This window comes from Cellulomonas telluris, assembly GCF_004886325.1.
Classification (GTDB): Bacteria; Actinomycetota; Actinomycetes; order Actinomycetales; family Cellulomonadaceae; genus Cellulomonas; species Cellulomonas telluris.
Genome location: NZ_QXFN01000002.1, coordinates 337,212 through 361,753, shown reverse-complemented (window position 1 = coordinate 361,753; position 24,542 = coordinate 337,212). Strand labels below are relative to the sequence as shown.

24 protein-coding genes and 1 riboswitch are annotated in these 24,542 nt (G+C 75.6%); of the genes, 11 read left to right on the top strand and 13 right to left on the bottom strand.

All coding sequences use genetic code 11. The annotated features are described in order from the left end of the window. The first annotated feature begins 37 nt into the window (after positions 1–37). Genes FB586_RS06965 through FB586_RS06950 form a run of 4 tightly spaced genes read left to right on the top strand, consistent with a single transcriptional unit; the run spans position 38 to position 3,292 of the window. The gene (locus FB586_RS06965; RefSeq protein ID WP_136518939.1) at positions 38–544 is read left to right on the top strand and encodes a gluconokinase; all 507 of its coding nucleotides are present in this window, start codon (positions 38–40) and stop codon (positions 542–544) included. A 45-nt stretch (positions 545–589) separates the two neighbouring features. Continuing rightward, entirely contained in the window at positions 590–1,972 is a 1,383-nt protein-coding gene (locus tag FB586_RS06960) for a GntP family permease (protein ID WP_136518597.1), read from the top strand. A gap of 52 nt (positions 1,973–2,024) precedes the next feature. Beyond that, positions 2,025–2,564, top strand: a complete 540-nt coding sequence (locus FB586_RS06955; RefSeq protein ID WP_370741051.1) for an OsmC family protein — start codon at positions 2,025–2,027, stop codon at positions 2,562–2,564. After that, positions 2,564–3,292 (top strand): hypothetical protein, encoded by a 729-nt coding sequence (locus FB586_RS06950; protein ID WP_168800484.1) that lies wholly within the window; start codon positions 2,564–2,566, stop codon positions 3,290–3,292. The genes FB586_RS06955 and FB586_RS06950 overlap by 1 nt, the downstream gene beginning before the upstream one ends. 89 nt (positions 3,293–3,381) lie before the next feature. Here the strand turns inward: FB586_RS06950 and FB586_RS06945 are convergent, their stop codons facing one another. After that, positions 3,382–4,374 (bottom strand): aldo/keto reductase, encoded by a 993-nt coding sequence (locus tag FB586_RS06945; protein ID WP_136518596.1) that lies wholly within the window; start codon positions 4,372–4,374, stop codon positions 3,382–3,384. Positions 4,375–4,407: 33 nt separating this feature from the next. Here FB586_RS06945 and FB586_RS06940 point away from each other — a divergent pair, with 33 nt between their 5' ends. The 3 genes from FB586_RS06940 to rocD all read left to right on the top strand — a co-directional run bounded on the left by FB586_RS06940 (position 4,408) and on the right by rocD (position 7,190). Continuing rightward, positions 4,408–4,926: an SRPBCC family protein gene (locus FB586_RS06940; protein WP_136518595.1), complete on the top strand. Its 519-nt coding sequence runs from the start codon at positions 4,408–4,410 to the stop codon at positions 4,924–4,926. 210 nt (positions 4,927–5,136) lie between these two features. Beyond that, a complete protein-coding gene (ddaH, locus tag FB586_RS06935) occupies positions 5,137–5,964 on the top strand; it encodes a dimethylargininase (RefSeq protein WP_136518594.1) in 828 nt (275 codons plus the stop codon). Then, the gene (rocD, locus tag FB586_RS06930; RefSeq protein WP_136518593.1) at positions 5,961–7,190 is read left to right on the top strand and encodes an ornithine--oxo-acid transaminase; all 1,230 of its coding nucleotides are present in this window, start codon (positions 5,961–5,963) and stop codon (positions 7,188–7,190) included. Before ddaH ends, rocD begins: the two co-directional genes overlap by 4 nt. Positions 7,191–7,200: 10 nt before the next feature. On the opposite strand, the gene FB586_RS06925 is transcribed toward rocD, so the two are convergent. Beyond that, the gene (locus tag FB586_RS06925; protein ID WP_136518592.1) at positions 7,201–8,460 is read right to left on the bottom strand and encodes a CAP domain-containing protein; all 1,260 of its coding nucleotides are present in this window, start codon (positions 8,458–8,460) and stop codon (positions 7,201–7,203) included. 153 nt (positions 8,461–8,613) lie between these two features. On the opposite strand from FB586_RS06925, the gene FB586_RS06920 reads away from it, so the two are divergent. After that, the gene (locus tag FB586_RS06920; RefSeq protein WP_136518591.1) at positions 8,614–9,087 is read left to right on the top strand and encodes an Lrp/AsnC family transcriptional regulator; all 474 of its coding nucleotides are present in this window, start codon (positions 8,614–8,616) and stop codon (positions 9,085–9,087) included. Positions 9,088–9,105: 18 nt separating this feature from the next. On the opposite strand, the gene FB586_RS06915 is transcribed toward FB586_RS06920, so the two are convergent. The 4 genes from FB586_RS06915 to FB586_RS06900 all read right to left on the bottom strand — a co-directional run bounded on the left by FB586_RS06915 (position 9,106) and on the right by FB586_RS06900 (position 12,849). After that, positions 9,106–10,035: a universal stress protein gene (locus FB586_RS06915; RefSeq protein WP_136518590.1), complete on the bottom strand. Its 930-nt coding sequence runs from the start codon at positions 10,033–10,035 to the stop codon at positions 9,106–9,108. Between the two features lie 118 nt (positions 10,036–10,153). Further along, positions 10,154–10,699 (bottom strand): HNH endonuclease, encoded by a 546-nt coding sequence (locus tag FB586_RS06910; RefSeq protein ID WP_503102586.1) that lies wholly within the window; start codon positions 10,697–10,699, stop codon positions 10,154–10,156. 164 nt (positions 10,700–10,863) lie between these two features. After that, positions 10,864–11,658 (bottom strand): C40 family peptidase, encoded by a 795-nt coding sequence (locus FB586_RS06905; RefSeq protein ID WP_136518589.1) that lies wholly within the window; start codon positions 11,656–11,658, stop codon positions 10,864–10,866. A gap of 2 nt (positions 11,659–11,660) precedes the next feature. After that, positions 11,661–11,879, bottom strand: a riboswitch (cyclic di-AMP (ydaO/yuaA leader). 274 nt (positions 11,880–12,153) lie between these two features. Beyond that, entirely contained in the window at positions 12,154–12,849 is a 696-nt protein-coding gene (locus tag FB586_RS06900) for an iron-dependent transcriptional repressor DtxR (protein ID WP_136518588.1), read from the bottom strand. A gap of 171 nt (positions 12,850–13,020) precedes the next feature. On the opposite strand from FB586_RS06900, the gene serC reads away from it, so the two are divergent. Continuing rightward, on the top strand, positions 13,021–14,160 hold the full coding sequence (gene serC / locus FB586_RS06895; RefSeq protein WP_136518587.1) for a phosphoserine transaminase: 1,140 nt from the start codon (positions 13,021–13,023) through the stop codon (positions 14,158–14,160). A gap of 51 nt (positions 14,161–14,211) precedes the next feature. Here serC and FB586_RS06890 read toward each other — a convergent pair whose 3' ends face one another. From FB586_RS06890 to FB586_RS06870, 5 genes are all read right to left on the bottom strand, one after another. Beyond that, positions 14,212–14,883: a peptidase gene (locus tag FB586_RS06890; RefSeq protein WP_136518586.1), complete on the bottom strand. Its 672-nt coding sequence runs from the start codon at positions 14,881–14,883 to the stop codon at positions 14,212–14,214. A 160-nt stretch (positions 14,884–15,043) separates the two neighbouring features. Beyond that, positions 15,044–16,873 (bottom strand): DUF4012 domain-containing protein, encoded by a 1,830-nt coding sequence (locus FB586_RS06885; protein ID WP_246036602.1) that lies wholly within the window; start codon positions 16,871–16,873, stop codon positions 15,044–15,046. Between the two features lie 93 nt (positions 16,874–16,966). Continuing rightward, positions 16,967–18,325: an MFS transporter gene (locus FB586_RS06880; RefSeq protein WP_136518585.1), complete on the bottom strand. Its 1,359-nt coding sequence runs from the start codon at positions 18,323–18,325 to the stop codon at positions 16,967–16,969. Then, positions 18,322–18,771 carry a MarR family winged helix-turn-helix transcriptional regulator gene (locus FB586_RS06875; protein ID WP_136518584.1) on the bottom strand — a complete coding sequence of 150 codons (450 nt, stop codon included), beginning with the start codon at positions 18,769–18,771 and terminating at the stop codon, positions 18,322–18,324. The genes FB586_RS06880 and FB586_RS06875 overlap by 4 nt, the downstream gene beginning before the upstream one ends. An 81-nt stretch (positions 18,772–18,852) precedes the next feature. Continuing rightward, positions 18,853–20,178, bottom strand: coding sequence for a UDP-glucose dehydrogenase family protein (locus FB586_RS06870; protein WP_136518583.1), 1,326 nt, complete (start codon positions 20,176–20,178; stop codon positions 18,853–18,855). A gap of 113 nt (positions 20,179–20,291) precedes the next feature. On the opposite strand from FB586_RS06870, the gene FB586_RS06865 reads away from it, so the two are divergent. Further along, positions 20,292–20,762: a VanZ family protein gene (locus FB586_RS06865; protein ID WP_136518582.1), complete on the top strand. Its 471-nt coding sequence runs from the start codon at positions 20,292–20,294 to the stop codon at positions 20,760–20,762. Positions 20,763–20,774: 12 nt separating this feature from the next. Here FB586_RS06865 and FB586_RS06860 read toward each other — a convergent pair whose 3' ends face one another. Then, entirely contained in the window at positions 20,775–22,274 is a 1,500-nt protein-coding gene (locus tag FB586_RS06860; RefSeq protein WP_136518581.1) for an NCS2 family permease, read from the bottom strand. Positions 22,275–22,342: 68 nt separating this feature from the next. Next, positions 22,343–22,846 (bottom strand): CAP domain-containing protein, encoded by a 504-nt coding sequence (locus tag FB586_RS06855; protein ID WP_136518580.1) that lies wholly within the window; start codon positions 22,844–22,846, stop codon positions 22,343–22,345. 103 nt (positions 22,847–22,949) lie between these two features. On the opposite strand from FB586_RS06855, the gene FB586_RS06850 reads away from it, so the two are divergent. Then, complete coding sequence (locus FB586_RS06850; RefSeq protein WP_222928305.1) at positions 22,950–24,503, top strand: tyrosine-protein kinase domain-containing protein; 1,554 nt, start codon at positions 22,950–22,952, stop codon at positions 24,501–24,503. Positions 24,504–24,542: the final 39 nt, after the last annotated feature.

The following is a 24,542-nucleotide window of genomic DNA, read 5'->3' as shown; positions in this document are numbered from 1 at the left end:
GGACGCGGGGCGCAGGCCCGTGCAGCACCTCGTGGTGATGGGCGTGGCGGGCTCCGGCAAGACGACCCTCGCGACGCTGCTGCGGCAGCGGCTGGGGTGGCCCTACGCCGAGGCGGACGAGTTCCACCCGCCCGCCAACATCGCGAAGATGACGGCCGGCACGCCGCTGACCGACGAGGACCGGTGGCCGTGGCTCGACGCGATCCGCGACTGGCTGACCTCTCAGACGCACGCGGAGCAGAGCTCGATCGTCACCTGCTCGGCGCTCAAGCGGGTGTACCGGGACGTGCTGCGCTCCGCCGAGGGCCGCGTGCGGTTCGTCCACCTCACGGCCCCGCCGGAGCTCCTCGAGCGGCGCATGGCGCACCGGTCCGGGCACTTCATGCCGTCGACCCTGCTGCCGTCGCAGCTCGCGACGCTCGAGCCCCTCGCCGAGGAGGAGCAGGGCGTCACGGTCGTCGTCGACGTCCCCCCGGCCGTGGTCGCCGACCGCACCCTGCGCGCCCTCGGCCTCACCACCGAGGACCGGCTGACCGTCGACTGACCGCGGCCGCGGACCGCCGCGACCGCCCGACCCGCAGGAGGACCCGTGCCACCGGAGGACTGGGAGCAGACGCTCGGGGCCGGGCCGCTGCTCGGCATCGCCGCCGCCGCCATCGCCCTGCTGCTGTTCCTGATCATCCGGCTGCGGCTGCACGCGTTCCTCGCGCTGATCCTCGTCTCGCTGCTCACGGCGTTCGCGACCGGCGTCCCCGCGGGGTCCGTGGTCGACGTGCTGACGACGGGGTTCGGCACGACGCTCGGGTCGGTCGCCCTGCTCGTCGGGCTCGGCGCGATGCTCGGGCGGATGGTCGAGACGTCCGGCGGCGCGCGCGTCATGGCGGACACGCTGGTGCGGCGGTTCGGGGAGGACCGCGCCCCGTTCGCGCTGGGTGTCGCGTCGCTGCTGTTCGGGTTCCCGATCTTCTTCGACGCGGGCCTCGTGGTCATGCTGCCGATCGTCTTCGCGGTCGCGCGGCGGCTCGGCGGGTCGGTGCTGACCTACGGGCTGCCGACGGCGGGCGCGTTCTCGGTCATGCACGTCTTCGTCCCGCCGCACCCGGGGCCCGTGGCGGCGTCGGAGCTGCTCGGGGCGAACCCCGGCCTCGTGGTGCTGCTCGGGCTCGTGGTCGCGATCCCCACCTGGTACGTGACGTCCTACCTGTACGGCGTGTGGGCGGGCCGCCGGTGGGTGCTGCCCGTGCCCGAGCTGCTCGGGCGGACGTCCGACGAGGACGAGCCCACGAACCCGCCGTCGTTCGGCACGGTGCTCGGCGTGCTGCTGCTGCCGCTGCTGCTCATCTTCGTCAACACCGGCCTCGACCTGCTGACCACGGCCGGCGTCGTCGAGGACGCCCCGTGGGTCGCCGTCGCCCGCGCGATCGGAGCGACCCCCGTCGCGCTGCTCATCGCCGTCCTCGTCGCGGCCTACGTCATGGGCCGTCGCCGCGGCCGGGACAAGACGGCGATCGAGCGGCTCCTCGAGTCGGCCCTCGGCCCGGTGGCCTCGGTCATCCTCATCACCGGTGCGGGCGGCATGTTCGGCGCCGTGCTGCGGGCGTCGGGCATCGGCGGGGCGCTCGAGGACGCCCTCGGCGACCTCGGGCTGCCGGTCATCGTCGCCGGGTTCCTCATCGCCACGATCCTGCGCATCGCGCAGGGCTCGGCGACCGTCGCGCTCATCACCACGGCGGGCCTCATCCAGCCCGCCGTGGCCGCGGGCGACTACAGCGGCGTCCAGCTCGCCGCGATCGTCCTCGCCGTCGCCGCCGGGTCCGTGATGACCTCCCACGTCAACGACTCCGGGTTCTGGCTCGTCGGCCGGTTCTTCGGTATGGACGTGCGTACGACCCTCAAGACGTGGACGGTGCTCGAGACGCTCATCGGCCTCATGGGTTTCGGCATCGCCCTCGTCTTCTTCGCCCTCGGCTGACGGGCGCGTGACGCCCGGGCGACCGTGGGCGCCGCGTGCGAGGATCGGCCGCATGACGACCGAGCAGGACGCACGCGACCTGGCGGGCGACCCGGCACCGGCCGCCGAGGGCACGACCTTCGGCGCTCCCGCGACGGCGACCGCCTCCACCGACCCCGCCGACCCGATGGCCAACGCGGGCGACACGAAGCTGTGGCTCGAGCGCACCGGCACGCGCCGGTACGTCGGGCGCAGCTCCCGCGGCGCCGAGGTGCTCGTCGGCTCCGTCGGCGACGAGGGCTCGTTCACCCCGGGCGAGCTGCTGAAGATCGCCCTCGGGGCGTGCACCGGCCTGTCCAGCGACGCCGCGCTCGCCCGCCGCCTCGGCGACGACGTGCGCGTGACGATCCGCGTCGGCGGGCCGTCGGACCCCGACCAGGACCGCTACCCGCACCTGACGGAGGAGCTCGAGGTGGACCTGTCCTCCCTCGACCCGGCCGCCCGCGAGCGCCTGCTCACCGTGGTGCACCGCGCGGTCGACCAGCACTGCACGGTCGGGCGCACGCTGCACGCCGGCGCGACGACGACCCTCGACGTGGTCGGGCCCCGCTGATGCCCGGCCTGAACCTCGTGCAGACGGCGCTCGAGAAGGCCGTCACGATCCCGTCGGCGACGATCCACGCGCACGTGGAGAGCCTGCGCCGGCGCAACCCGCAGGCCAGCCCGGAGCGGATCGTCGAGCTGCTGGAGAAGGAGTACCTGCTGGTCGTGGCCGGCGCGGGCGGTGCCGTGGGCGCCGCGGCCGCCGCGCCGGTCGTCGGCACCGGCGTCGCGACGGCCCTGACCGTCAGCGACGTCGCGACGTTCTTCGCCGCGTCGGCCGCGTTCTCCCTCGCCGTGGCGTCCGTGCACGGCATCGACGTCGAGGACACCGACCGCCGCAAGGCGCTGCTGCTGACGAGCGTCCTCGGCGAGGAGGGGGCGAAGGCCGTCGAGAGCGCCGCCGACGTCTCCGCCATGCGGCTGGGCCGCCTGCTGCTCACGCGGATGCCGCGCTCGTCGGTGAAGAAGGTCAACAGCGCCCTGACCCGCAAGCTGCTGCAGAAGCAGACCGCCCGGATCGCGGGCCTCGCCCTGGGGCGCCTGGCCCCCTACGGCATCGGCGCCGCGATCGGCGTCGCCGGCGGCCGCGCGATGGGCCGGACGGTCGTCGAGGGCGCCCGCCTCGCGTTCGGTCCCCCGCCGGAGCGGTTCCCGCAGGTCGTCGAGGGCACGGCCCGCGACGTCGAGCCGCGCTCCCTCTACAGCCGCCCGCCGGCCCTGCCCCGCGGGCGCCGCTGACCCCGGCCGGGTACGCGAACGGGCCCTGGCGCCGAGCGGGTCTCCCCACCCGGCACCAGGGCCCGTTCGTCGTCGCGGGACCTGCGAGGTCACCAGCGGCCGTGCACGTGCTCCCGGATGCGCTCGTCGTAGACGGCGCGCAGCGCGTCGAGCGTCGCGTCGTCCAGCGGGGAGAGCTGCTCGGCCGCGGCGTTGGCGCGGGCCTGGTCCGGCGTCCGCGCACCGGGGATGACGACGGAGACGCCGGGCTGGTCGACGATCCAGCGCAGCGCGAGCTGGGCCGTCGTCGCGCCCTGCGGCGTGTGCCGCGCGACCTCGCGCGCGGCCTCGACCCCGACCTCGTAGGGCACGCCGGAGAACGTCTCGCCGACGTCGAACGCCTCGCCGTGGCGGTTGTAGCTGCGGTGGTCGTCGGCGGCGAACTGCGTGCTCGCGTCGTACTTGCCGCTCAGCAGGCCGGAGGCGAGCGGGACGCGCGCGATGATGCCGACGCCCGCCTCGGCGGCCGCGGGCAGCACCTGCTCGAGCGGCTTGCGGCGGAACACGTTGAGGATGATCTGCACCGTCGCGACGTTCGGGCGGGCGATCGCGGTGAGCGCCTCGTCGACCGTCTCGACCGAGACGCCGTACGCCGCGACGCGGCCCTCGTCCACGAGGGCGTCGAGCGCGTCGTACACGTCGTCGCGGGAGTAGACCGCGGTCGGCGGGCAGTGCAGCTGCACGAGGTCGAGCGTGTCGACGCCGAGGTTCTCGCGGCTGCGGTCGGTCCACGCCCGGAACGCGTCGGCCGTGTACGCGTCGGCCTCGTGCGGGTTCGCGCGGCGGCCCATCTTCGTCGCGACCGTCACGCGCTGCGCGACCTCCGGCCGCTCGGCGAGGAACCGGCCGATGACCTTCTCCGAGCGCCCGTCGCCGTAGACGTCGGCCGTGTCGAGGAACGTCACGCCCGCACCGACGGCGGCGTCCAGCACCTCCAGCGCCGTGTCGTCGCCGACCGTCCCCCAGTCGCCGCCGAGCTGCCAGCAGCCCAGCCCGACGACCCCGACCTCACGTCCCGTCCTACCCAGCACCCGCGTCCGCATGCCCCCGACCGTACCCCGGTGGAGGATCGGTGCATGACGACGCCCACGGCCCGACCCGCCGGCCCCGCCGCGCCCGACGGGATCGCCGGCGCGAGCGTCACGCGGACGGTCGACGCCCCCGCGCGCCTGGTCTTCGCGGCCCTCACCGACGCGCGCAACCACGGACGGTGGGTGCCGCAGACGCGGGTGCGCACGGACGGCGCGCCGACGGTCGGCACGCGCGTCGAGGCGGTCTCGGGGCCGCTCGCCCGCTTCGGCGCCCCGGGCCTGGTCGACCGGATGCGGATCACGGCGTACGACCCGCCCACCGGGGACGACCCGCACGCCGCCCCCGGCGTCGCGGTGTTCCGCAAGGACGGGCCGGTGCTGCTGGGCACCGCGACGATCGTCGTCGAGCCCCTCGGCGGGGGCCGCTGCCGCGCCACCTTCCGCGAGCACGTGACGCTCGCCGGGCCGCTGCCCGGGGCCCTGACCTCGCGGCTGACCGCACCCGGGTTCGACGTCATGCTGCGCGTCGTGCTGCGGCGGGCCGCCCGCGAGCTCGAGGGCTGACCACCGGCACGGGCACCGTGTCGGTGGCGTGTCGCCCACGTCACGCGCACGTCTCGGCGCAACAGATCGCTGCTCCCGCGCCGTCCGACGCAACGGATCGCGCCCTGACGCGCAACCGGCGCTGCACGAGGCACGGTCCGCGCCCTCGTACCCTCGAAGCACCGGCGCGCCCACCCGCGCGCGCCTCCGCCAGGACCCACGAGGAGCCCGATGACCGCGCACGCGCCCGGCCGCACCGCCCGCCACTACCTCATGTGCGAGCCCACCCACTACACGGTCTCGTACGAGATCAACCCGTGGATGGACAAGACGCGGCACACCGACGCGGACCTGGCGGTCGCCCAGTGGCGCCGCCTGCGCGACACCTACCTCGACCTGGGGCACACGGTCGAGACGATCGACCCGCTGCCCGGCCTGCCCGACATGGTCTACGCCGCGAACGGGGCGACCGTCGTCGACGGCGTCGTCTACTCGGCGCGCTTCCGGTACGCCGAGCGGCAGCCCGAGGGCCCCGCGTACCAGAAGTGGTTCGCCGACCGCGGCTGGGTCACGCACACCGCCGAGCAGGTCAACGAGGGCGAGGGCGACATGCTCGTCGTCGGCGACCACATCCTCGCCGGCACCGGCTTCCGCACCTCCCGCGCCGCGCACGCCGAGCTGCAGGAGCTCGTCGGGCGGCCCGTGATCTCCCTCGAGCTCGTCGACCCGCACTACTACCACCTCGACACCGCGCTGGCCGTGCTCTCGTCCGACCCGCGGGACCCGCAGATCGCGTACTACCCGCCGGCGTTCTCGCCCGGCTCGCGCGCCGTGCTCGAGCACCTCTTCCCCGACGCCGTCCTGGCGACCGCCGAGGACGCAGCCGCCCTCGGCCTCAACGCCGTCTCCGACGGCGAGAACGTGATCGTCGCGCCGGCCGCCACGCACCTCGCCGGTGCGCTGCGCGAGCGCGGGTACACCCCGATCCCGGTCGAGACGACCGAGCTGCTCAAGGGCGGCGGCGGGGCGAAGTGCTGCACCCTCGAGCTGCGGCGATGAGCAGCACCGCCGCCGGCACGGTGTCGGCCCTCGCCCCCAACTACCACCCGCTGCCGGTCACGCTGGCGACGGGTGAGGGGGCGTGGGTCACCGACACCGCCGGGCGGCGGTACCTCGACCTGCTCTCGGCGTACTCGGCGCTGAACTTCGGGCACCGGCACCCGGCGCTCGTCGCGGCCGCGCACACCCAGCTGGACCGGCTGACGCTGACCTCCCGGGCGTTCGACCACGAGCTGCTCGAGCCGTTCGCGCAGGCCCTCGCCGCCCTGGTCGGGCCGCTGCTCGCCGGCCGCTCGCACCTCGTGCTGCCGATGAACACGGGCGCCGAGGCCGTCGAGACGGCGGTCAAGGCGTCCCGCAAGTGGGGCTACGAGGTGCGCGGGGTGCCGGCGGACCGCGCGACGATCGTCGTCGCGGACGGCAACTTCCACGGGCGGACGACGACCATCGTCTCGTTCTCCACCGACCCCGACGCGCGCCGCGGCTTCGGCCCCTACACGCCCGGCTTCGTCACGGTGCCGTACGGCGACGCCGACGCGCTCGCCCGCGCCGTCGACGAGACGACGGTCGCCGTCCTGCTGGAGCCCGTGCAGGGCGAGCAGGGCGTCGTCGTCCCGCCCGACGACTACCTGCCCGCGGTGCGCCGGCTCTGCGACGAGACCGGCGTGCTGCTCGTCGCCGACGAGATCCAGTCCGGGCTGGGCCGCTGCGGGTCGACCCTCGCGTGCGAGCGGTGGGACGTGCGCCCCGACCTCGTCACGCTCGGGAAGGCGCTCGGCGGCGGCGTGGTGCCCGTGTCGGCCGTCGTCGGCCGCGCGGACGTGCTCGAGGTGCTGACCGCCGGGACGCACGGCTCGACGTTCGGCGGCAACCCGCTGGCGTGCGCGGTCGGCCTCGCCGTCGTCGACCTGCTGACGCCCGGCACCCTGCAGGCCCGCGCGCGCACGCTCGGCGAGCACCTCGGCGACCGCCTCGCCGCGCTCATGGACGACGGCCTGCTGCACGGCGTGCGCACGATCGGGCTGTGGGCGGGCCTCGACGTCGCCGTCGGGGTGCCCGGCGGCCCGGTCACGGGACGCGAGCTGTGCGAGCGGCTGCTCGCCCGCGGCGTCCTGGCGAAGGACACGCACGGCGCGACCGTGCGCCTGGCGCCGCCGCTGACGATCGACGCCGCGGACCTCGACCAGGCCCTCGACGCGCTCGCGGCGGCCCTGAGGGGCGCCTGACGGCCGCGCCTCAGCCGAACGTGATCGACGTGTACATCCACCCGTCGTGCAGCACCACGCCGATGTACGCGGTCGAGTAGCTGCCCAGCATCTGCGCGTTGTGGCTGCCCGACGCCGCGTACGCCGCGATCATCCGGCTGGCGCTCGCGGGCGACACCCGTCCGACGATCTCGGGTCGCGCCTTCGGCGAGCCCGCCCGGGTGCCGGAGTGCCAGATGCTGTCGGACGCGGCCATCTGCATCGCGTGCTCCACGCGCGACCCGGACCGCGCGATGCTCAGCGCGCCGAGGCCGTTCGCGGCGCGGTGCGCGTTGAGCGCCGCGCCGACGTCGCCCGCCCCGGCCTCCGAGCCCGCGACGGGCAGACCGGCGGGCGCCGGCGCGGCCGCCGCGGGTGCCTGCGCCCTGGTCGACGTCGCGCCGCGCGGGGCCACGGCACGTGCGGCGCCGGAGCGCGGGGCCGTGGCACGCGGACCGCTCCGCGCGGCCGTGCGCGCGGCGGCGGCGGCCGCGGCCTGCTCGGCGGCCGCACGCTCGGCGGCGATGCGCGCGTCCTCGGCGGCCTGCCACGCGGCCTGCGCGTCCACGACGGCCTTCTCGGGTGCGGCGACCGCGGCGGCCGTCGTGCGCAGGGTCGTGAGGGAGACGGCGGGCGCCTCCAGCGCCGTCGACGTCGCCTGGACGGCCTGCTGCAGGGCGCCCCGGGGCCCGTCGCCCGCCTGCGCCGAGGCGGCGAGCGTGGCAGCGCCTCGGTCCACCGCGGCACGTGCCGCGGCGGCCGCGGCCGCCCGCTGGGCCGTCGCGACGGCGGCACCGGCCAGCGCGGTCTCCCCGCGCGGTGCCCCGGCGTCGACCGCTGCGGCGTCGACCGCAGCTGCGACGCGGGCGTGCGCGGCCGCCTCGGCGCCGGCGCGGGCGCGATGGTCCTGCTCGGCGGCCCAGACCGTGCCGGCGGTGGCGAGCACCGCGGCGGCGGCGACGAGCGCGGTGGCCCGCCGTGCCCGCTCGGGCCGCGGCGCCCCGCCCCCGGGGCGCTGCTGCGGGACGTGGTCGAGCCCGCCGGTGCGGGTCGGCGCGACGTGCGGCCGCGCGACGGGTGGGGTGGCGACCGGCGCCGGGGCGGGCGCGGCCCGTCCGGCCTGGGTCGGCACCACCGGCGTCGGCGCGGACACGACCGGTCCGGGCTGGGTGGGCAGCAGCGGTGCCCCGGTCGTGGCGCTCGTCGGTCCTGCGACCCCCGGGCGTGCGCCGGAGTCCTGCCGTCCGCTCATGCGTGTTCCCCCCTGGCGAGGTCGCGTGGTCACGACCTCATCGGCACGGGCAGCGTCCGACCTGAGCCCATGTGTCGCAATCGGTGGAACATGTGGTCATTGGTCCTGCACGCGCGTGCAGGACGCCTGGTCCGGACGCGGGAGGATGGGCCGGTGCACGCCGACCGTCTCGACGACCTCGACACCGCGATCCTGCGGGCGCTCGCGCAGGACGCCCGCGCCACCTACGCGGAGCTCGGCGCGCAGGTCGCGCTGTCCGCACCGGCGGTGAAGCGTCGCGTCGACCGGCTGCGCGAGCGCGGCGTGATCCGCGGGTTCACCGTGCGGCTCGACCCGGCGGCCCTCGGCTGGCACACCGAGGCCTTCGTCGAGCTGTTCTGCCACGGCTCGACCAGCCCGGCGACGATGCGCACCGCCGTCGAGGACTACCCGGAGGTCGTGGCGGCGAGCACGGTCACGGGCGACGTCGACCTCGTGCTGCAGGTGCGGGCCCGGGACATGCGCCACCTCGAGCAGGTCGTGGAGCGTCTCGCCGCCGAGCCGTTCGTGTCGCGCACCCGCTCGACCGTCGTGCTCTCCGCCCTCGTGCGCCGCCCTGACGTGCCGGAGACACCCGGCGCCTCCTGAGAGGCCGGGCGAGGCCCGTCAGATCCCCAGGTCCTCCGCGCCCCGCGCCGTCACGACCATGACCGGGCAGCGGGTGTGGTGCAGCACGGCCTGGCTGGTGGAGCCGAGCAGCAGACCGGCGAAGCCGCCCCGCCCGCGCGACCCCACGACGATGAGGTCCGTCGCCGCGGAGAACTCCGTCAGCAGCTCCGCGCCCGTGCCGTCCAGCACGTGCCGCTTCACCTGGACGTCGGAGCGCCCGCCGAGCGCCCGGTCGACCACGACGTCCAGCCCCTCGGCGACGTCCCGGAGCACCTGCTCGTGGTCCACCGCGGACGGCAGCCACGCGAGCACGCCCGTCATCGCGTGCACGGGGACGCCCGACACCGCGATGAGCTCCGCCTCCCAGACCTTCGCCTCGTGGATCGCGAGCCGCAGGGCCGCCTCCGCCGACGGCGACCCGTCGACGCCGACGACGATCCGGCGCACCGGATGCACGGGCGGCGGGTCGGAGTCGACCGGGTGGCCCTCGGCGTCGCGCAGCGGGACGACGACCGTCGGGCACCACGAGTGCGCCGGCAGCGCCGACGACACCGTGCCCAGGAGGCGGTCGGCGAACCCGCCGCGCCCACGCGTGCCGACCACGGCGAGCTCGACGGACCGCGACGCGTCCACGAGCACCGCCGCGGCGTCGCCGGTCACGACACGCCCCTCGGCCGGCACGCCCGCGCGCTCGACCTGGAGCATCGCCTCGTCCAGCACCGACTGGGCGCCGGCCCGGATCGTGTCGTCGTCGAGCGCCGCGTAGCCGCCGTCCAGGCTCGCGGCGGTGAACGAGGGCAGCGCGTACGCGACGACCAGCCGCAGGCCGCACCCGCGGGTGCGGGCCTCGTGCGTCGCCCAGTCGAGGGCGTGCAGGCTCGCGACCGAGCCGTCCACCCCGACGAGGATCCCGTGCTCGCGCGTCATACCGTCCTCCGCGTGCTGCCCGCCGCGCCGTCGCGACCCTGCTCAGGTGCTTTCCTGAAGCTATCGTGGCACAACCATGACCCTCGGCGGGGCGACGAACGTCCCGGTCGACGCCCGGTCAGGCGACGAGGTAGCGGGACCAGGCCGGCTCCGTCCGGGCCGCCGCGCCCCCCACGGTGAAGGACCACCGCGGGGCCCGCGGCCGGGACGGCAGCTCCCACCCGAGCTCCGCGAGCGTGCGGTCCGCCTTGCGGTGGTTGCACCGGGCGCAGGCCGCGACGACGTTCGTCCACTCGTGGCGGCCGCCCCGGGAGCGCGGGTGGACGTGGTCGACCGTGTCGGCCCCGCCACCGCAGTAGGCGCACCGGTGGTCGTCGCGCTGCAGCACGCTGCGACGCGTCGGGGGCACGGGCCGGCGCGACGGCACGTGCACGTAGCGGGTGAGCACCAGAACCACGGGCAGCGGGATCTGCTCGCGGGCCGAGTGCAGGACGCGGCCCTCGGACTCGAGGACGGTCGCCTTGCCCGTCATGACGAGCACGACGGCGCGGTGCATCGTCACGACGCAGAGCGGTTCACCGCTCGCGTTGAGCAGCAGCGTGCGTGTCGGCGCGGGAGCGGGAGCAGGGCCGGTGGCGGGGCCCTGCGCGGGGACGGTCGTCAGCACGTGCACTCCTGACCTCGGTGGTCGGACCGGCTGGCTGCCGGTCCGGCGAGAAGGAACAGCGTCGATGCGGGACCAGGGTACGCGCACGCACTTTGCGCCGGACGCGACGAGGCCCCGACGACCGCGGTGGTCGTCGGGGCCTCGTGTCACGGCGTGTCCGGTCAGCCGATCCGGATGAACGTCGGCGAGCTCTGCCAGATGGAGCGGAACTGCACCGTCTTGCCCGGGCGAGGGGCGTCGATCATCATGTCGCCGCCGGCGTAGATGCCGATATGGCCGGGGCTCCAGATGAGGTCGCCCGGCTGGGCGTCCGCCCGCGAGACGACCGTGCCCGCGTTGCGCTGGGCCGACGAGGTGCGCGGCAGGTTGATGCCGAGCTGGGCGTACACGTACGACGTGAAGCCCGAGCAGTCGAAGCCGTCCGGCGTGCTGCCGCCGGAGACGTACGGGACGCCGACGTAGCGGGCGGCGACCTCGAGGACCGCGTTGCCCGACACGCTCTGCGGGACCGGGTTGTTCGCCGCCTGCGGTGCCGCGGCCTCGGTCGAGGCGGCGGCACGCTCCGCGGTCCGCGACGCGGCGCGGGAGCGCGTCGGCTCCGGCTCCCGGGCGGGCGGCGGCGGCGGGGTCGGCTTGACGGCGGTGACCGCCGGCGCGTCGACCGTGAAGACGGCCTCGGCCGGGGCCGAGACGACCGGCGACGTGTTGAGGACGGCTCGCGCGGAGGCCGTCAGGGCCGCGGTGTCGACCGCGGCGAGCGCGCCGCCGGACTCACCGGGGGCAGCGCTGGAGGGAAGGGCCAGCATGGAGACCATGAGGCCGGAGGACGCGGCGACGACGGCGGAACGACGGCCGACGGTCCCCATCTGCTCGGAGGCGGCGCTCGCGAGCTCGGTCAGCGGCGTCGACGGACGACGCGCGGCGCGGTGGCGCGCCCGGATGGTGCTCTCGGACAACGTGTGCCTCTCCTGTCGCCTACGAGGTGAGCTGTCGGGTTCGGGTGGGAGAACACCCGGCCGGTCGTCCGTCCCGACCTGCTCGCTCACGCGAGCCGTCGGACCGTCCGCCCGGCTTCACCCCAAGGGCACCGTCTCCGGTACCCACGATTGGGTCCCCCGCCCCTGCCGGCGAGTCGTACGGAACCTCGAGCGGCGGCAGGGTTCGGCGTTCCGCGCGAGGGCTTCCACGGAGGAGGGTTCCGAGAAGCAGGACGAACGTACATGCCGCTCCGGCGATTGTCACGCTCCGGTCACGACGATCTCGGAACGGTCATGGACGTCCGTCCGGGGGTCACCCGGGTGCCGCACCGGGACACCCGCCCTGACGTGCAGCGCCGCACCGCGGAGCGCGACGTGGGAGCGCTCCGGGTGCGGCGGGGTGTGTGCGAGTTCACCCGCGCGGGGGACGTCCGTGACCGCCTCGCGGGCGGCCGCGGCACCGGCCGGGCGGGGTCAGGCGACGCCGACGAAGATGTGCCGGGCGATCTCCGGCGGCAGGTCCACGACCGTCGCGGACCCCGGGGCGCCGACGGTCACGACGCCGCCGGCGCGCTCCACGGCGACCTCGGCGCCCGGGCGCACGCCCGCCTCCGCGAGCCGCTCGAGCAGCTCGACGTCGACCTGCAGCGGCTCCGCGATCCGCGCGACGACCGCCGTGGCGTCCGCCGCCGCGCCGTTCGCCGCCGTGAGCGGCACGACGCCGTCGAGGAAGCGCACCGGTGCCCGCTCCTCGCCGATCTCGTCCAGGCCCGGGATCGGGTTGCCGTAGGGGTCGAAGTGCGGGTGGTCGAGGAGCGCGGCCAGGCGCTTCTCGACGCGCTCGCTCATGACGTGCTCCCAGCGGCACGCCTCCTCGTGCACGTGCGGCCAGTCCAGCCCGATCACGTCGGTGAGGAGGCGCTCGGCCAGCCGGTGCTTGCGCATCACGCGGACGGCCTTCTGCAGGCCGGGCTCGGTGAGCTCGAGGTGCCGGTCCCCCGTGACGACGACGAGCCCGTCCCGCTCCATGCGCGCGACGGTCTGCGACACGGTCGGCCCCGAGTGGCCCAGGCGCTCCGCGATCCGCGCGCGCAGGGGGGTGATGCCTTCCTCGGTGAGCTCGTAGATCGTCTTGAGGTACATCTCCGTCGTGTCGATCAGGTCGCTCACCGCTCGGCCTCCCACGTCGCTCCGCGCGGCAGGTCCGCCCGCCGCGTGCCGGTCCCAGGGTAGTCGTCCGGCCGGACGCCACGGGCGGGCCCCGACCGCCGGCCTCCGCGCGGTCGAGCGCGTCGCGGACGGCGCCGACGGGCGTGGCGGCGCCGTCGTTATCCTCGGCGCGTGCCCGACGCCCCGGTCCCCGCCGTCACGATCCCCGCCGACCTGCTGCCCCGCGACGGCCGCTTCGGGTGCGGCCCCTCCAAGGTCCGCCCGGCACAGGTCGACGCGCTCGCCGCCGCCGGCCGGTCCCTGCTCGGCACGTCGCACCGGCAGGCCCCGGTGCGTGCGCTCGTGGGCCGCGTGCGCGCCGGGCTCACGGAGCTGTTCGGCGCCCCCGAGGGGTACGAGGTCGTCCTCGGCAACGGCGGCTCCACCGCGTTCTGGGACGTCGCGACGCTCTGCCTCGTGCGCGAGCGCGCCGCGCACGCGCGGTTCGGGGAGTTCGGGGCCAAGTTCGCCGCGGCGACGGCGCGCGCACCGTTCCTCGCCGACCCGCACGTCGTCACGGCCGAGCCCGGGGACGCGGTCGTCCCCGACCTCGTCGAGGGCGCCGACGTGTACGCGTGGCCGCACAACGAGACGTCGACCGGCGTCGTCGCCCCCGTGCGCCGCGTGCCGGGCTCGCGGGAGGCCGGCGCGCTCGTCGTGGTGGACGGCACCTCCGCCGCCGGCGGCGTCGCGGTCGACGTCGCCGAGACCGACGTCTACTACTTCGCCCCGCAGAAGTCCTTCGCCGCCGACGGCGGCCTGTGGCTCGCGCTCGCGTCGCCGGACGCGGTGGAGCGGGCCGCCGCCGTCGAGGGCTCGGGCCGCTGGGTGCCGGAGTTCCTGTCCTTCACCGCCGCCGTCACGAACTCCCGCGCCGACCAGACGCTGAACACCCCGGCGATCGCCACGCTCGTGCTGCTCGCCGAGCAGGTCGAGTGGCTGCTCGCCCAGGGCGGCCTCGCCTGGGCGGCCGCGCGCACCGCCGAGTCGTCGGGGCACCTCTACGCGTGGGCGCAGGAGCGCGAGTGGGCGACCCCGTTCGTGGCCGACCCGGCCCTGCGCTCGCCGGTCGTCGGCACGGTCGACCTCGCCGCCGGGGTCGACGCCGGCGCCGTCGCGTCCGTGCTGCGCCGGCACGGCGTCGTGGACGTCGAGCCGTACCGCAAGCTCGGCCGCAACCAGCTGCGGGTGGGCATGTTCCCCGCGGTCGAGCCCGACGACGTGCGGGCGCTCACGGCCTGCGTCGACCACGTCGTCGAGCAGCTGGGCTGAGCCCGCACGACGACGCCCGCCCGGCGAGGTGCCGTGGCGGGCGTCGTGGCGTCAGCCCTCGCGGCGCCGGCGCAGCACGACGGCGCCCGCACCGAGGCCGACGAGACCGACCGCCCCCGCGGCCAGCAGGCCCACCTGCGCACCCGTGACGGCGAGCACCTCGGCCCGCCCACCGGGCTCCGCGGGTGCCGCGAGCACCTCGGAGCGGGGCGGCGAGGTCACGCACTGCGGGGACGAGGGCGGGTAGGCGACGGACACGGTCGCCGACGGGTTCACGTCGAAGCGGACCGTCACGTCCGGCCGCACCCAGTCGAACTCGTCGCCCTCGACCCACCGGCCGCCCTCCAGCCGCCAGCCCGGCCAGTCGAGGGCCTGCCCCGCGGGTCCGACGACCGCGCCCGGCCACGGCACCGTGCCGCTCAGCGGCTGGTCGGTGTACACGACGTCGTCGCCCGCCGGGTCGACCCACGTGATGTCGACCGTCGAGCCGCTGCTGCCGACGACGCCGATCGCGTACCGCAGGCGCGGCACGTCGTTGTCGCAGATCGGGGTGAGGACGTCGACGACCAGCTCGCAGGGCAGCGGCGCACCGTAGACGTCGACCTCGCGCTCGCAGTCGTCGGTGGGCGTGGGCGCCGGCGTGGCGGACGCGACGGCGGGGGCGAGTCCGACCGACGCGAGGAGGAGGGCCGCGGCTCCCACGGCCCGGAGTGTCTGGCGCATGGCTGCTCCCCGCATCGATACGGACATTTCGGGCTCATCGTCGTCTTACGGCGGCTTCGCGACCAGTCGTCGGACGGGTGATTCCACCCGTTCTGCCCCTTTTCACCCGGCCTGCTCCCGGTCCTCGGTGCCCACGCCCGCCGGCTCGGCGCCCGACGGGTCAGGGGCAGCGGAAGGACGCGACCCCCGGGGACGTCACCGTCGGCGTGGTCCAGAGCGTCACGGCCCCGTCGCGCAAGGGGAGGTCGACCGCGACCTCCTGCCGGCCGCCCGGGAGGAGGACGGACGTGACCTGCTGCACCTGCCGACCGGCGACGGTCGTGCTCGTCCCGCCGACGACCGCGCCGTCCCGCCGCACGGTGGCCGCCGGGTCGCCCACCCGGGCCCACGCGGACACGACCGTCGCCAACGTGCCCGGCGGCCCGCTGAGGCCCCGGGCCCCGAGCACCGAGACCGGGAACGTCGCGACGTCGGCCGGCGGCCGGTAGTCCAGGGTCAGGACAGCCGTCACGCGCGGCGCGGGCCCGTCGCAGCGCGCGTCCCGGAAGTCGACGGCGGTCCTCAGGTCCAGCCCGAGCTTGCTCTGGCTCGCGTCGTCGAGGAACAGCCCGGGGTCCCCGGCGGCGCCAGGGCCGAGGAAGGCGGCGCCCACGACCGAGCCGGCCACCACCTCCTGCTCGTCCACGTGCGCGGACCAGACCCGCAGCCGCCGCTCGTCGACCGCGCGCACGAGCGCGCGGACCAGCTCGGGCGTCGCGCCCTCGCCCTGGCCGACCGCGGACACGACGGACGCCGCCACCGCGGCGAACAGCGCGTCCGACTCCTCGTCCGGGTGCGTCAGCGGCACGTCCCGCAGCAGCGTGTGCACGAGCGCCCCGCCCGTGAGCGCACCGCCGTCAGGGCCCGGCACCGGGCCGACGACGTCGACGACCCGCGCGATGGCGAGCGGGTCGGTCGCCACGACGCCGTCGACCGGGCCGCCCACGTCGCGCTGCCAGCGGGCGGCGACGAGCTCGGCGGTGCGGGGGAAGTGCGGCGTGAGCGAGGCGTTCTGCAGCCAGCGCCCGAGGCGGTCGGTGTGGGTCGCGAGCTCCTCCGCCGTCAGCGGCAGGACCGGCGAGTCCAGCACGCCCAGCTCGACCGTGCTGCGCTGCCCGACCACGGTCAGCGCGCCGTCCTCGGCCCACACCGCCGTGATCGCCCCGACGATGCCGCCCGGGGCCCGCAGCTCCGCCGAGTTCAGCGCCAGGACGAGGTACGTGCGCGGACCGTCCGCGCCGAGGAGCTCCGGCAGCAGCGCGGCTCCCCGCGCGGCGGGACCGAGCGACGCGTCGGCGCGCGAGGCGACGCCCTGCGCGTCCCGGACGGCGTCGGCCAGGCGTCCGACGAGGCGGTCCGGGTCGAGCGCCGCGAGCCGGTCGTGCGCCGTGGAGGTCGTGGCCGCCGCCGTCGCCAGGGACCCGGCGGCGCGCTCGACGGCGTCGACGTCGACCCGACCGTCGGCGCGGCGCAGCCCGCCGTCGAGGAGGGCGCTCACGTCGCGGACCGCGGGCAGCGCGTCCCGCGCGACGTCGTCCGCGACCGTGGCGACGACCCGGACCGCGGTGAGCTGCTCCCCCGCCACGGGGACCACCTCGGCCGCCCGCCACACCGGGTCGGCGGCCGCGGCACGGGCCCGCGAGGTGTGCGTGCGCAGGGCGGCGAGGTCGTCCGCAGCGGTCCCGGGGTCCTCGAGGTCGATGTCGACCACCTCGAGCCCGGCCGCCGCGTCCCGCAGGGCCAGGCCCGCCTGCGCCGCACGGAGCGTGACCCAGCCGGCGGCGAGGAGGAGCAGGACGAGGACGGCGAGCACGACGCGGAGCACGGTGCGACGCCGGCGCCGGGGCGCTGCGGCTGCGGCCGGCAGGGCGGCCGGCCCGCTCGCGCCGGGCTCGGTCAGGACCGGCGCGACGGTGCCGGTGCCGGTCTCCGACGGACCCGGGTGCTCCACGGGACGATGCTGACATCCCGGACGATCCGGGCGGGCACGCCGGCGCCAGGTTCACCCGGGCGGTCACCCGGCAGGCACCGCCCGCGGGGGGCGTCAGGCGGCGTGCTGCTGGTCGGCGACCTCCTGCGCACCGACGCGCGCGGGCGCCGTGCCCGCCCGCCGCTCCCCCGCGGCCGTCGCCGGCTCCCCCGGCAGGCCCAGGTGCACGACCTCGACGTGGGGGCGGCTCGTCACGTGGTACCGGACGCGCACGTTCCAGTGCCGGCGGGCCCACCAGGCAGCACCCACCGACACGACCAGCGCGCTGATGGAGCCGACGCCGATGGACCACCGGGCGCCGAAGGTCTCCCCGATCCAGCCGACGATGGGCGAGCCGACGGGCGTCGCGCCGAGGAAGACCATCATGTAGAGCGCCATGACCCGCCCGCGCATCGCGGGGTCGGTGCTCATCTGGATCGCGGAGTTCGCCGCGGTCATCATCGTCAGCGACGCCAGGCCGACGGGGATGCAGGCGAGCGCGAACGTCAGGTACGTCGGCATCAGGGCCATGACGCCCGTCGTCACGCCGAACGCGAAGGCCGCGCCGATCACGAGGCGCACCCGCGGGCGGTCGCGGCGGGCCGCGAGCAGGGCGCCCGTGAGCGAGCCGATCGCGAGGACGGACCCGAGGATGCCGTACTCCTGCGCACCCCGGCCGAACTCCAGCCGGGCCATGAGCGCGCTGGTGAGCTGGAAGTTCAGCCCGAACGTGGAGACCACGCCGACGACGACCATGATGACGACGATGTCGGTGCGGTTGCGGACGTAGGCGACGCCCTCGCGGATCTGCCCCTTGGCGCGCTTCGCGTGCGGCATCGGGTACAGGTCGGCGCGGCGCATGAGCACCAGGGACACGATCGTCGCGGCGAACGTGACGGCGTTGAGCACGAACACCCAGCCCGTCCCGATGGCGGCGATGAGCAGGCCGGCCACGCCGGGGCCGATCAGGCGGGCCGCGTTGAACGACGCGCTGTTGAGCCCGACCGCGTTGGACAGCCGGCCCGCCGGCACGAGCTCGGCGACGAACGTCTGCCGCACGGGCCCGTCGATCGCGGTGACGCACCCGAGCAGGCCCGCGAAGACGTAGACGTGCCAGAGCTCCGCGTGCCCGCCGAGCACCAGCACGCCCAGGCCTGCGGCGAGCAGACCCTGCGCGACCTGCGTGAGCACGAGCAGCTTGCGCCGGTCGAACCGGTCGGCGAGCAGCCCCGCCCACGCCGACAGCACCAGGGTGGGCGCGAACTGCAGCGCGGTGGTGATGCCGACCGCGACGCCGGAGTCCTCGGTCAGCTGCGTGAGGACGAGCCAGTCCTGGGCGACGCGCTGCATCCACGTGCCGACGTTGGCGACGAGCGCGCCGGCGAACCACAGCCGGTAGTTGCGGAACGTGAGGGACGAGAAGGTGGCGCTCACGAGGCGGCGATCCTCCGGAGGAGCTCGGCGGCCTGGACGAGGGTGGTGCGCTCGTCGGCGGTGAGGCCGGCGAGCCGGGCGGACAGCCACGCGTCGCGGCGGCGGCGCGTCTCGGCGACCTCGGCCTCCCCCGCCTCGGTGAGGGTCACGACGACCTGGCGGCCGTCGGTCGGGTGCTCGTCCTTGCGGACCAGCCCGCGCTCGACGAGGCAGTTGACGGTGCGGGTCATCGACGGCGGCTGGATCCGCTCGAGGTCGGCGAGCGCGCCCGGCGACATGGGGCCCTCGCGCAGCAGGATCGCCAGCACGTTGAACTGCGGGTCCGACAGGCCCGCGTCCCCGCGCTCCCCCTTGATGCGCCGGGTCGCGCGGCCGAGCGAGACACGCAGCTCAGCGGCCAGCGCGAGGTCGGCGGCGACGGCGGGGGCGTCGGAGGTCGTGGTCACAGGTCATTACTCTACCTCATTACCTGCGTTCACGACCGGGGCGGAGCGCGCTCCTGCACGTGCTCCGGGGAGCGGTCGGGGTCAGGGGCGGCCGAGGGCCCGGTACGTCCAGCCGGCTGCGCGCCAGGTGCGCGGGTCGAGGACGTTGCGCCCGTCGACGACCGCCCGCCGCGCGACCACCGCGCCGAGCTCGGCCGGGTCGAGCTCCCGGTACTCGGCCCACTCGGTGGCGAGCAGCACGACGTCCGCACCCTGCGCCGCCTCCAGCGCGCTGGCGGCGAACTTCAGGTCCGGCCACTTCGCGCGTGCGTTCTCCACCGCCTGCGGGTCCGTCACAGTGACGTGGGCGCCCTGCAGCTGCATCTGCGCCGCGACCGAGAGCGCCGGCGAGTCGCGCACGTCGTCGCTGTCCGGCTTGAAGGCCGCACCGAGGACCGCCACGCGCCGACCGACGATCGAGCCGGCGCACACCTCGCGCGCCAGGTCGACCATGCGCACGCGGCGGCGCATGTTGATGGAGTCGACCTCCCGCAGGAAGGACAGCGCCTGGTCCACGCCGAGCTCGCCCGCGCGGGCCATGAACGCCCGGATGTCCTTCGGCAGGCAGCCGCCGCCGAAGCCCAGGCCCGCGTTGAGGAAGCGGCGGCCGATGCGGGCGTCGTAGCCGATCGCGTCGGCGAGGCGCGTGACGTCCGCACCGGTGGCCTCGCACAGCTCGGCCATCGCGTTGATGAACGAGATCTTCGTGGCCAGGAAGGAGTTGGCCGCGACCTTCACGAGCTGGGCCGTCGCGTAGTCCGTGGCGACCAGCGGGGTGCCCTCCCCCAGCGGCGTCGCGTACACCTCGTCGAGCAGTGCGCGGGCGGCCTCCCCCTCGGCCGTCGGGACCCCGTCCTCGTCGGTCGGCAGGCCGTAGACGAGCCGGTCCGGGTGCAGCGTGTCCTGCACCGCGAACCCCTCGCGCAGGAATTCGGGGTTCCACACGAGGGTCGCGCCCGTCGGCTCCAGCCGGGCCGCGAGCTCCTCCGCCGTGCCGACGGGCACGGTCGACTTGCCGGCCACGACGTCGCCCGGCGCGAGGTGCGGCAGCAGGGCGTCCACGGCCGCGTCGACGTAGGACAGGTCGGCGCGGAACTCCCCCTGCTTCTGGGGCGTCCCCACGCAGACGAAGTGCACCTGCGCCCCGGCGGCGTCCGCCATGTCGGTGCTGAACCGCAGGCGGCCGGTGGCGCCCACCTCCGTGAGCAGCTCGGGCAGGCCCGGCTCGTAGAAGGGCGCCTGGCCGGCCGCGAGGCGCGCCACCTTGTTCGCGTCGACGTCGATGCCGACGACGTCGTGGCCGAGCGACGCCATGCTGGCGGCGTGCACCGCGCCGAGGTAGCCGCAGCCGATCACCGAGATGCGCACGAGAGCTCCGCCTGCCGTCGGGGTTGGGGTCCGCGGCGACTCTAGCGGCGACCTGCCCGGGTGCGACACGTCCCGTGCGCGGAACCCCCGCACCCACCCGGCATGCTGGGCCGGTGCCCTCCCCCGCACCCTCGGCCCCGCCGCGCCGCGCCGTCGTCCTCGCGCTCGTCGTCTACCTGGCGGCGGTCGCGGCCGTGACCCTGACACCGGGGCGCTCGCACGACGGGTCGCTGGGCGTCGTGCGGACCGTGCTCGCGTGGCTGGCCGAGCGGGGCGTGCCGCTGTCGTTCGAGGTCGTCGAGGCCGTCGCGAACGTCGTGATGTTCGTGCCGTTCGGCGTCCTGGTGGGCCTGTTGGTCGGCCCGCGGCGGTGGTGGGCGGTCGTCCTGCCGGCGCTCGCCACGACCGTGACGATCGAGACGGTGCAGCGCGTGCTGCCGGACCGCTACCCCACCGTGCAGGACGTCGTCATGAACACCCTCGGTGCGGCGGTCGGGCTCGCGGCCCTCGCCTGGTGGCTCGCCCGGGTCCGACGCGCACGGCCCGGGCCCGCGAGCGCGGACCCGGGCCGTGCGGCGGGCTGAGGACGCCGGCGGTCAGCCGCCGGCGCCGGGGATCACCGCGTCCTGGATCGGCCCCAGGACGAAGTACAGGACGAAGGCAGCCGCGGCCACCCACATGAGCGGGTGGACCTGGCGGACCTTGCCGACCGCGATCTTGATGACGACGAACGCGATGAAGCCGGCGCCGATGCCCACCGTGATCGAGTAGGTGAACGGCATGAGCGCGAGCGTGAGGAATGCCGGGATCGCGATCTCCGGCGACTTCCAGTCCAGGCCCGCGACCTGCGTGACCATGAGGAACCCGACGACGACCAGGACGGGCGCCGCCGCCTCGGACGGGACCATCGCGACGAGCGGCGACAGGAACGTCGAGAGCAGGAACGCGACGCCGGTGACCACCGACGCGAGGCCCGTCCGGGCTCCCTCCGCCACACCGGACGTCGACTCGACGTAGGCGGTGTTGGAGGACACCGACCCCATGCCACCGGCGACGGCGCCGAGCGAGTCGACCATCAGGATCTGCTTGCTGCGCGGCGGGTTGCCCGACTCGTCGAGCAGGCCCGCCTCCGAGCCGACCGCGACCATCGTGCCCATCGTGTCGAAGAAGTCGGCGAGCAGGATCGCGAAGACGAGCAGCGCGACCGCCAGCAGGCCGATCTTGCCGACCGCGCCGAACAGCGAGAACTGGCCCAGCAGCGACAGGTCCGGCACGGACGCCACCGCGTCCGGCAGCGCCGGGACGTTCTGGTGCCAGCCCGTCGGGTTCTCCTCGCCGGAGCCGCCGACGCTCGCGATCGCCTCGACGACGACCGCCACGACCGTCGTCGCGACCACCGCGATGAGCAGGCCGCCGCGCACCCGCCGGACCATGAGCACGATCGCCAGGACGAGCCCGACGACGAAGACGAGCGACGGCCAGCCGGCGAGCGAGCCGCCGATGCCGAGCTCGAGCGGCGTGCCGCCGCCCTGGCGCACGAAGCCCGCGTTGACGAAGCCGATGAGCGCGATGAACAGTCCGATGCCGACGCCGATCGCGGTCTTCAGCTCGCGCGGGACCGCGCGGAACACGGCCGTGCGGAACCCGGTGAGCACCAGCACGAGGATGATCAGGCCCTCGAGGACGACGATGCCCATGGCGTCCGCCCAGGACACGTCCTCCAGCGACGCGATCGTGAACGCCACGACGGCGTTCAGGCCGAGCCCCGCGGCCAGCGCCAGCGGGAAGTTCGCCACGAGGCCCATGAGGATCGACAGCACGCCCGCGACGAGCGCGGTCGCCGCCGCGATGAGCGGGAGGTTGCTGCCGTCACCCGTGCCGCCGCCCAGGAACTGGCCGGTGCCGTCGGGGACGAAGCCGAGGATGAGGGGGTTGAGCACGATGATGTAGCTCATCGTGAAGAACGTGACGAGGCCGCCGCGGACCTCGGTGCCGATCGTCGAGCCGCGCTCGGAGATCTTGAAGAAGCGGTCGACCGCGTTGCGGGGGGCTGCGGTGGACTCGACCGGCTTCTCCTCGGGGGGAGTGGTCGCCATGGGGCGCAGTGTGGCAGAGGCGTGTTTCCGGCGGGTGCCGCGTCCGCGACCCGGGTGCGGGGACCGGGTCAGGGGCCGAGGAACACCTGCGCGCACAGCAGCCGACCGGCGTCCTCGACGCAGGCGACGCCCACCTCTCTGAGGTCCGGGTCCAGCAGGTTGTCCCGGTGGCCGGGCGAGCCGAGCCACGCGTCGACGACGTCCGCGGCGGGAGCCGTCGCGCGGCTCAGGTTCTCGGCCGCCTTGGCCGACGGCGCGCAGTCGCGGAGGACGCCGTCCAGGGGTGCGTGCTCGAGCTCCTGCTCCCCCACCAGGGCTTGCGCCCGGTCCGCGGCGGCGCGCTCGGCGCACTCCGAGACGGCCAGCGCGGGCAGGCCCTCGACGTCGCGGGCCTCGTTCGTGCTCGCGACGAGTGCCGCCGCGTAGACGAGCGGGTCGGCCGCCGCGGCGCTCGACGTGGTCGGCGTCGGCGACGTCCGTGGCCCCGGCGTCGACCCGCACGCGGCGAGCAGCACGAGCAGCGCGAGCAGCGCGAGCGCGTGCAGCACGTGCGGGCAGATCGGTCGAACCATCCCTCGAGGGTCTCAGAAGGACGGATCGCCCGGAGGCGTGAGAGCATGACGGCGCGGCGGACGACGACGGTCCGCCAGGGGGCTAGCCGGGGGGCACAGCGCTGTGGAGTTCCAGGACTACCTGTCGATCGTCCGCAAGCGGTGGGTCTCCATCCTGCTCGTCGCCGCCGTCGTCCTCGCCGCCGCCGTCGCGGTCACGCTGGTGTCCACCCCGATGTACCGGGCGCACGCCCAGGTCTACATCTCGGTGCGCAGCGCGGGGACCACCACCGACCTCCTGCAGGGCAGCAACTTCACGCAGCGCCAGGTGAGCTCCTACGCGGAGCTCGCCACCACCCCCCGGGTCCTCGTCCCGGTGATCGAGCACCTCGAGCTCGCCACGACGCCCGACACGCTCGCCCGGTCGGTGTCCGCCTCCTCGCCCGTGGAGAGCTCGTTGCTCGACATCCGGGTGACCGACCCCGACCCCACGGTCGCGAGCGCGGTCGCGAACTCGGTCGCCGAGAGCCTGGCGACCCAGGTCAGCGAGCTCGAACGCCCCGAGGGCGGGGTCTCGCCCGTGCAGATCAGCACGGTCCGCGTCGCAGCGCCCCCCACGTCCCCGGCGTCGCCGGACGCGACGCGGAACCTGGCGCTCGGCCTCCTCGTCGGGCTCGCCCTCGGCTTCGGGGTCGCCGTCCTGCGTGAGCTGCTCGACACCCGAGTGCGCACCGAGGAGGACGTCCACGCCGTGACCGAGGCGTCGGTCATCGCCACCATCTCGGTCGACGACGACGCCGTCGAGCACCCGCTCATCGTGCAGTCGAACCCGCACGGGCAGCGCGCGGAGTCGTTCCGCCGGTTGCGCACGAACCTGCAGTTCCTCGACGTGTCCGGTGGTCCGCAGACCTTCGTCGTCACCTCGGCGGTGCCCGGGGAGGGCAAGTCCACCACGTCCATCAACCTGGCGATCACGCTCGCGGACGCCGGCTCGCGGGTCGCACTGGTCGACGCCGACCTGCGCCGCCCCTCCGTCGCGCGGTACATGGGGCTCGAGGGCTCCGCCGGCCTCACCACCGTGCTCATCGGGCGCGCCTCCCTCGAGGACGTCGTGCAGCCGTGGGGCGAGGGCACGCTCCACGTGATCCCCTCGGGTCAGGTCCCCCCCAACCCGAGCGAGCTGCTCGGGTCGCCGGCCATGGCACGGCTGCTCACCGACCTCGCCGCCGCCTACGACGTGGTCCTGATCGACACGCCCCCGCTGCTCCCCGTGACCGACGCCGCGATCCTCGCGCGACTGACGAGCGGGGCCCTCGTCGTCGTGGGCGCCGACCGGCTGCACCGCCAGCAGCTCCAGGAGTCCCTCGGCGCGCTCGGCACCGTCGGTGCACGGATCCTCGGCATCGTCCTCAACCGGCTCGAGCGGCGGCAGGGCGATGCGTACAGCTACTACGACTACACGTCCACGACGGCCGAACCGAGCCGCCAGAGCCGGTCAGGCCCGGCCGGGAAGGCGTCGCGGCCGCCCGTCGCGCACGCCCGCGCCGCCCGTCGGCGCCCCGAGCGCCCGAGGCGGACGCAGACCACGCCCGCGGGCTCGGCGCAGGACCGCGACGAGGGTGTCGACGTCCAACGCACCGTGACGGCCGGACGCTGGCCGGGGCCGCCCCGGGAGTGAGGCCGACCGACCCGGGCGGCTGACGGGGACACGCTCGCC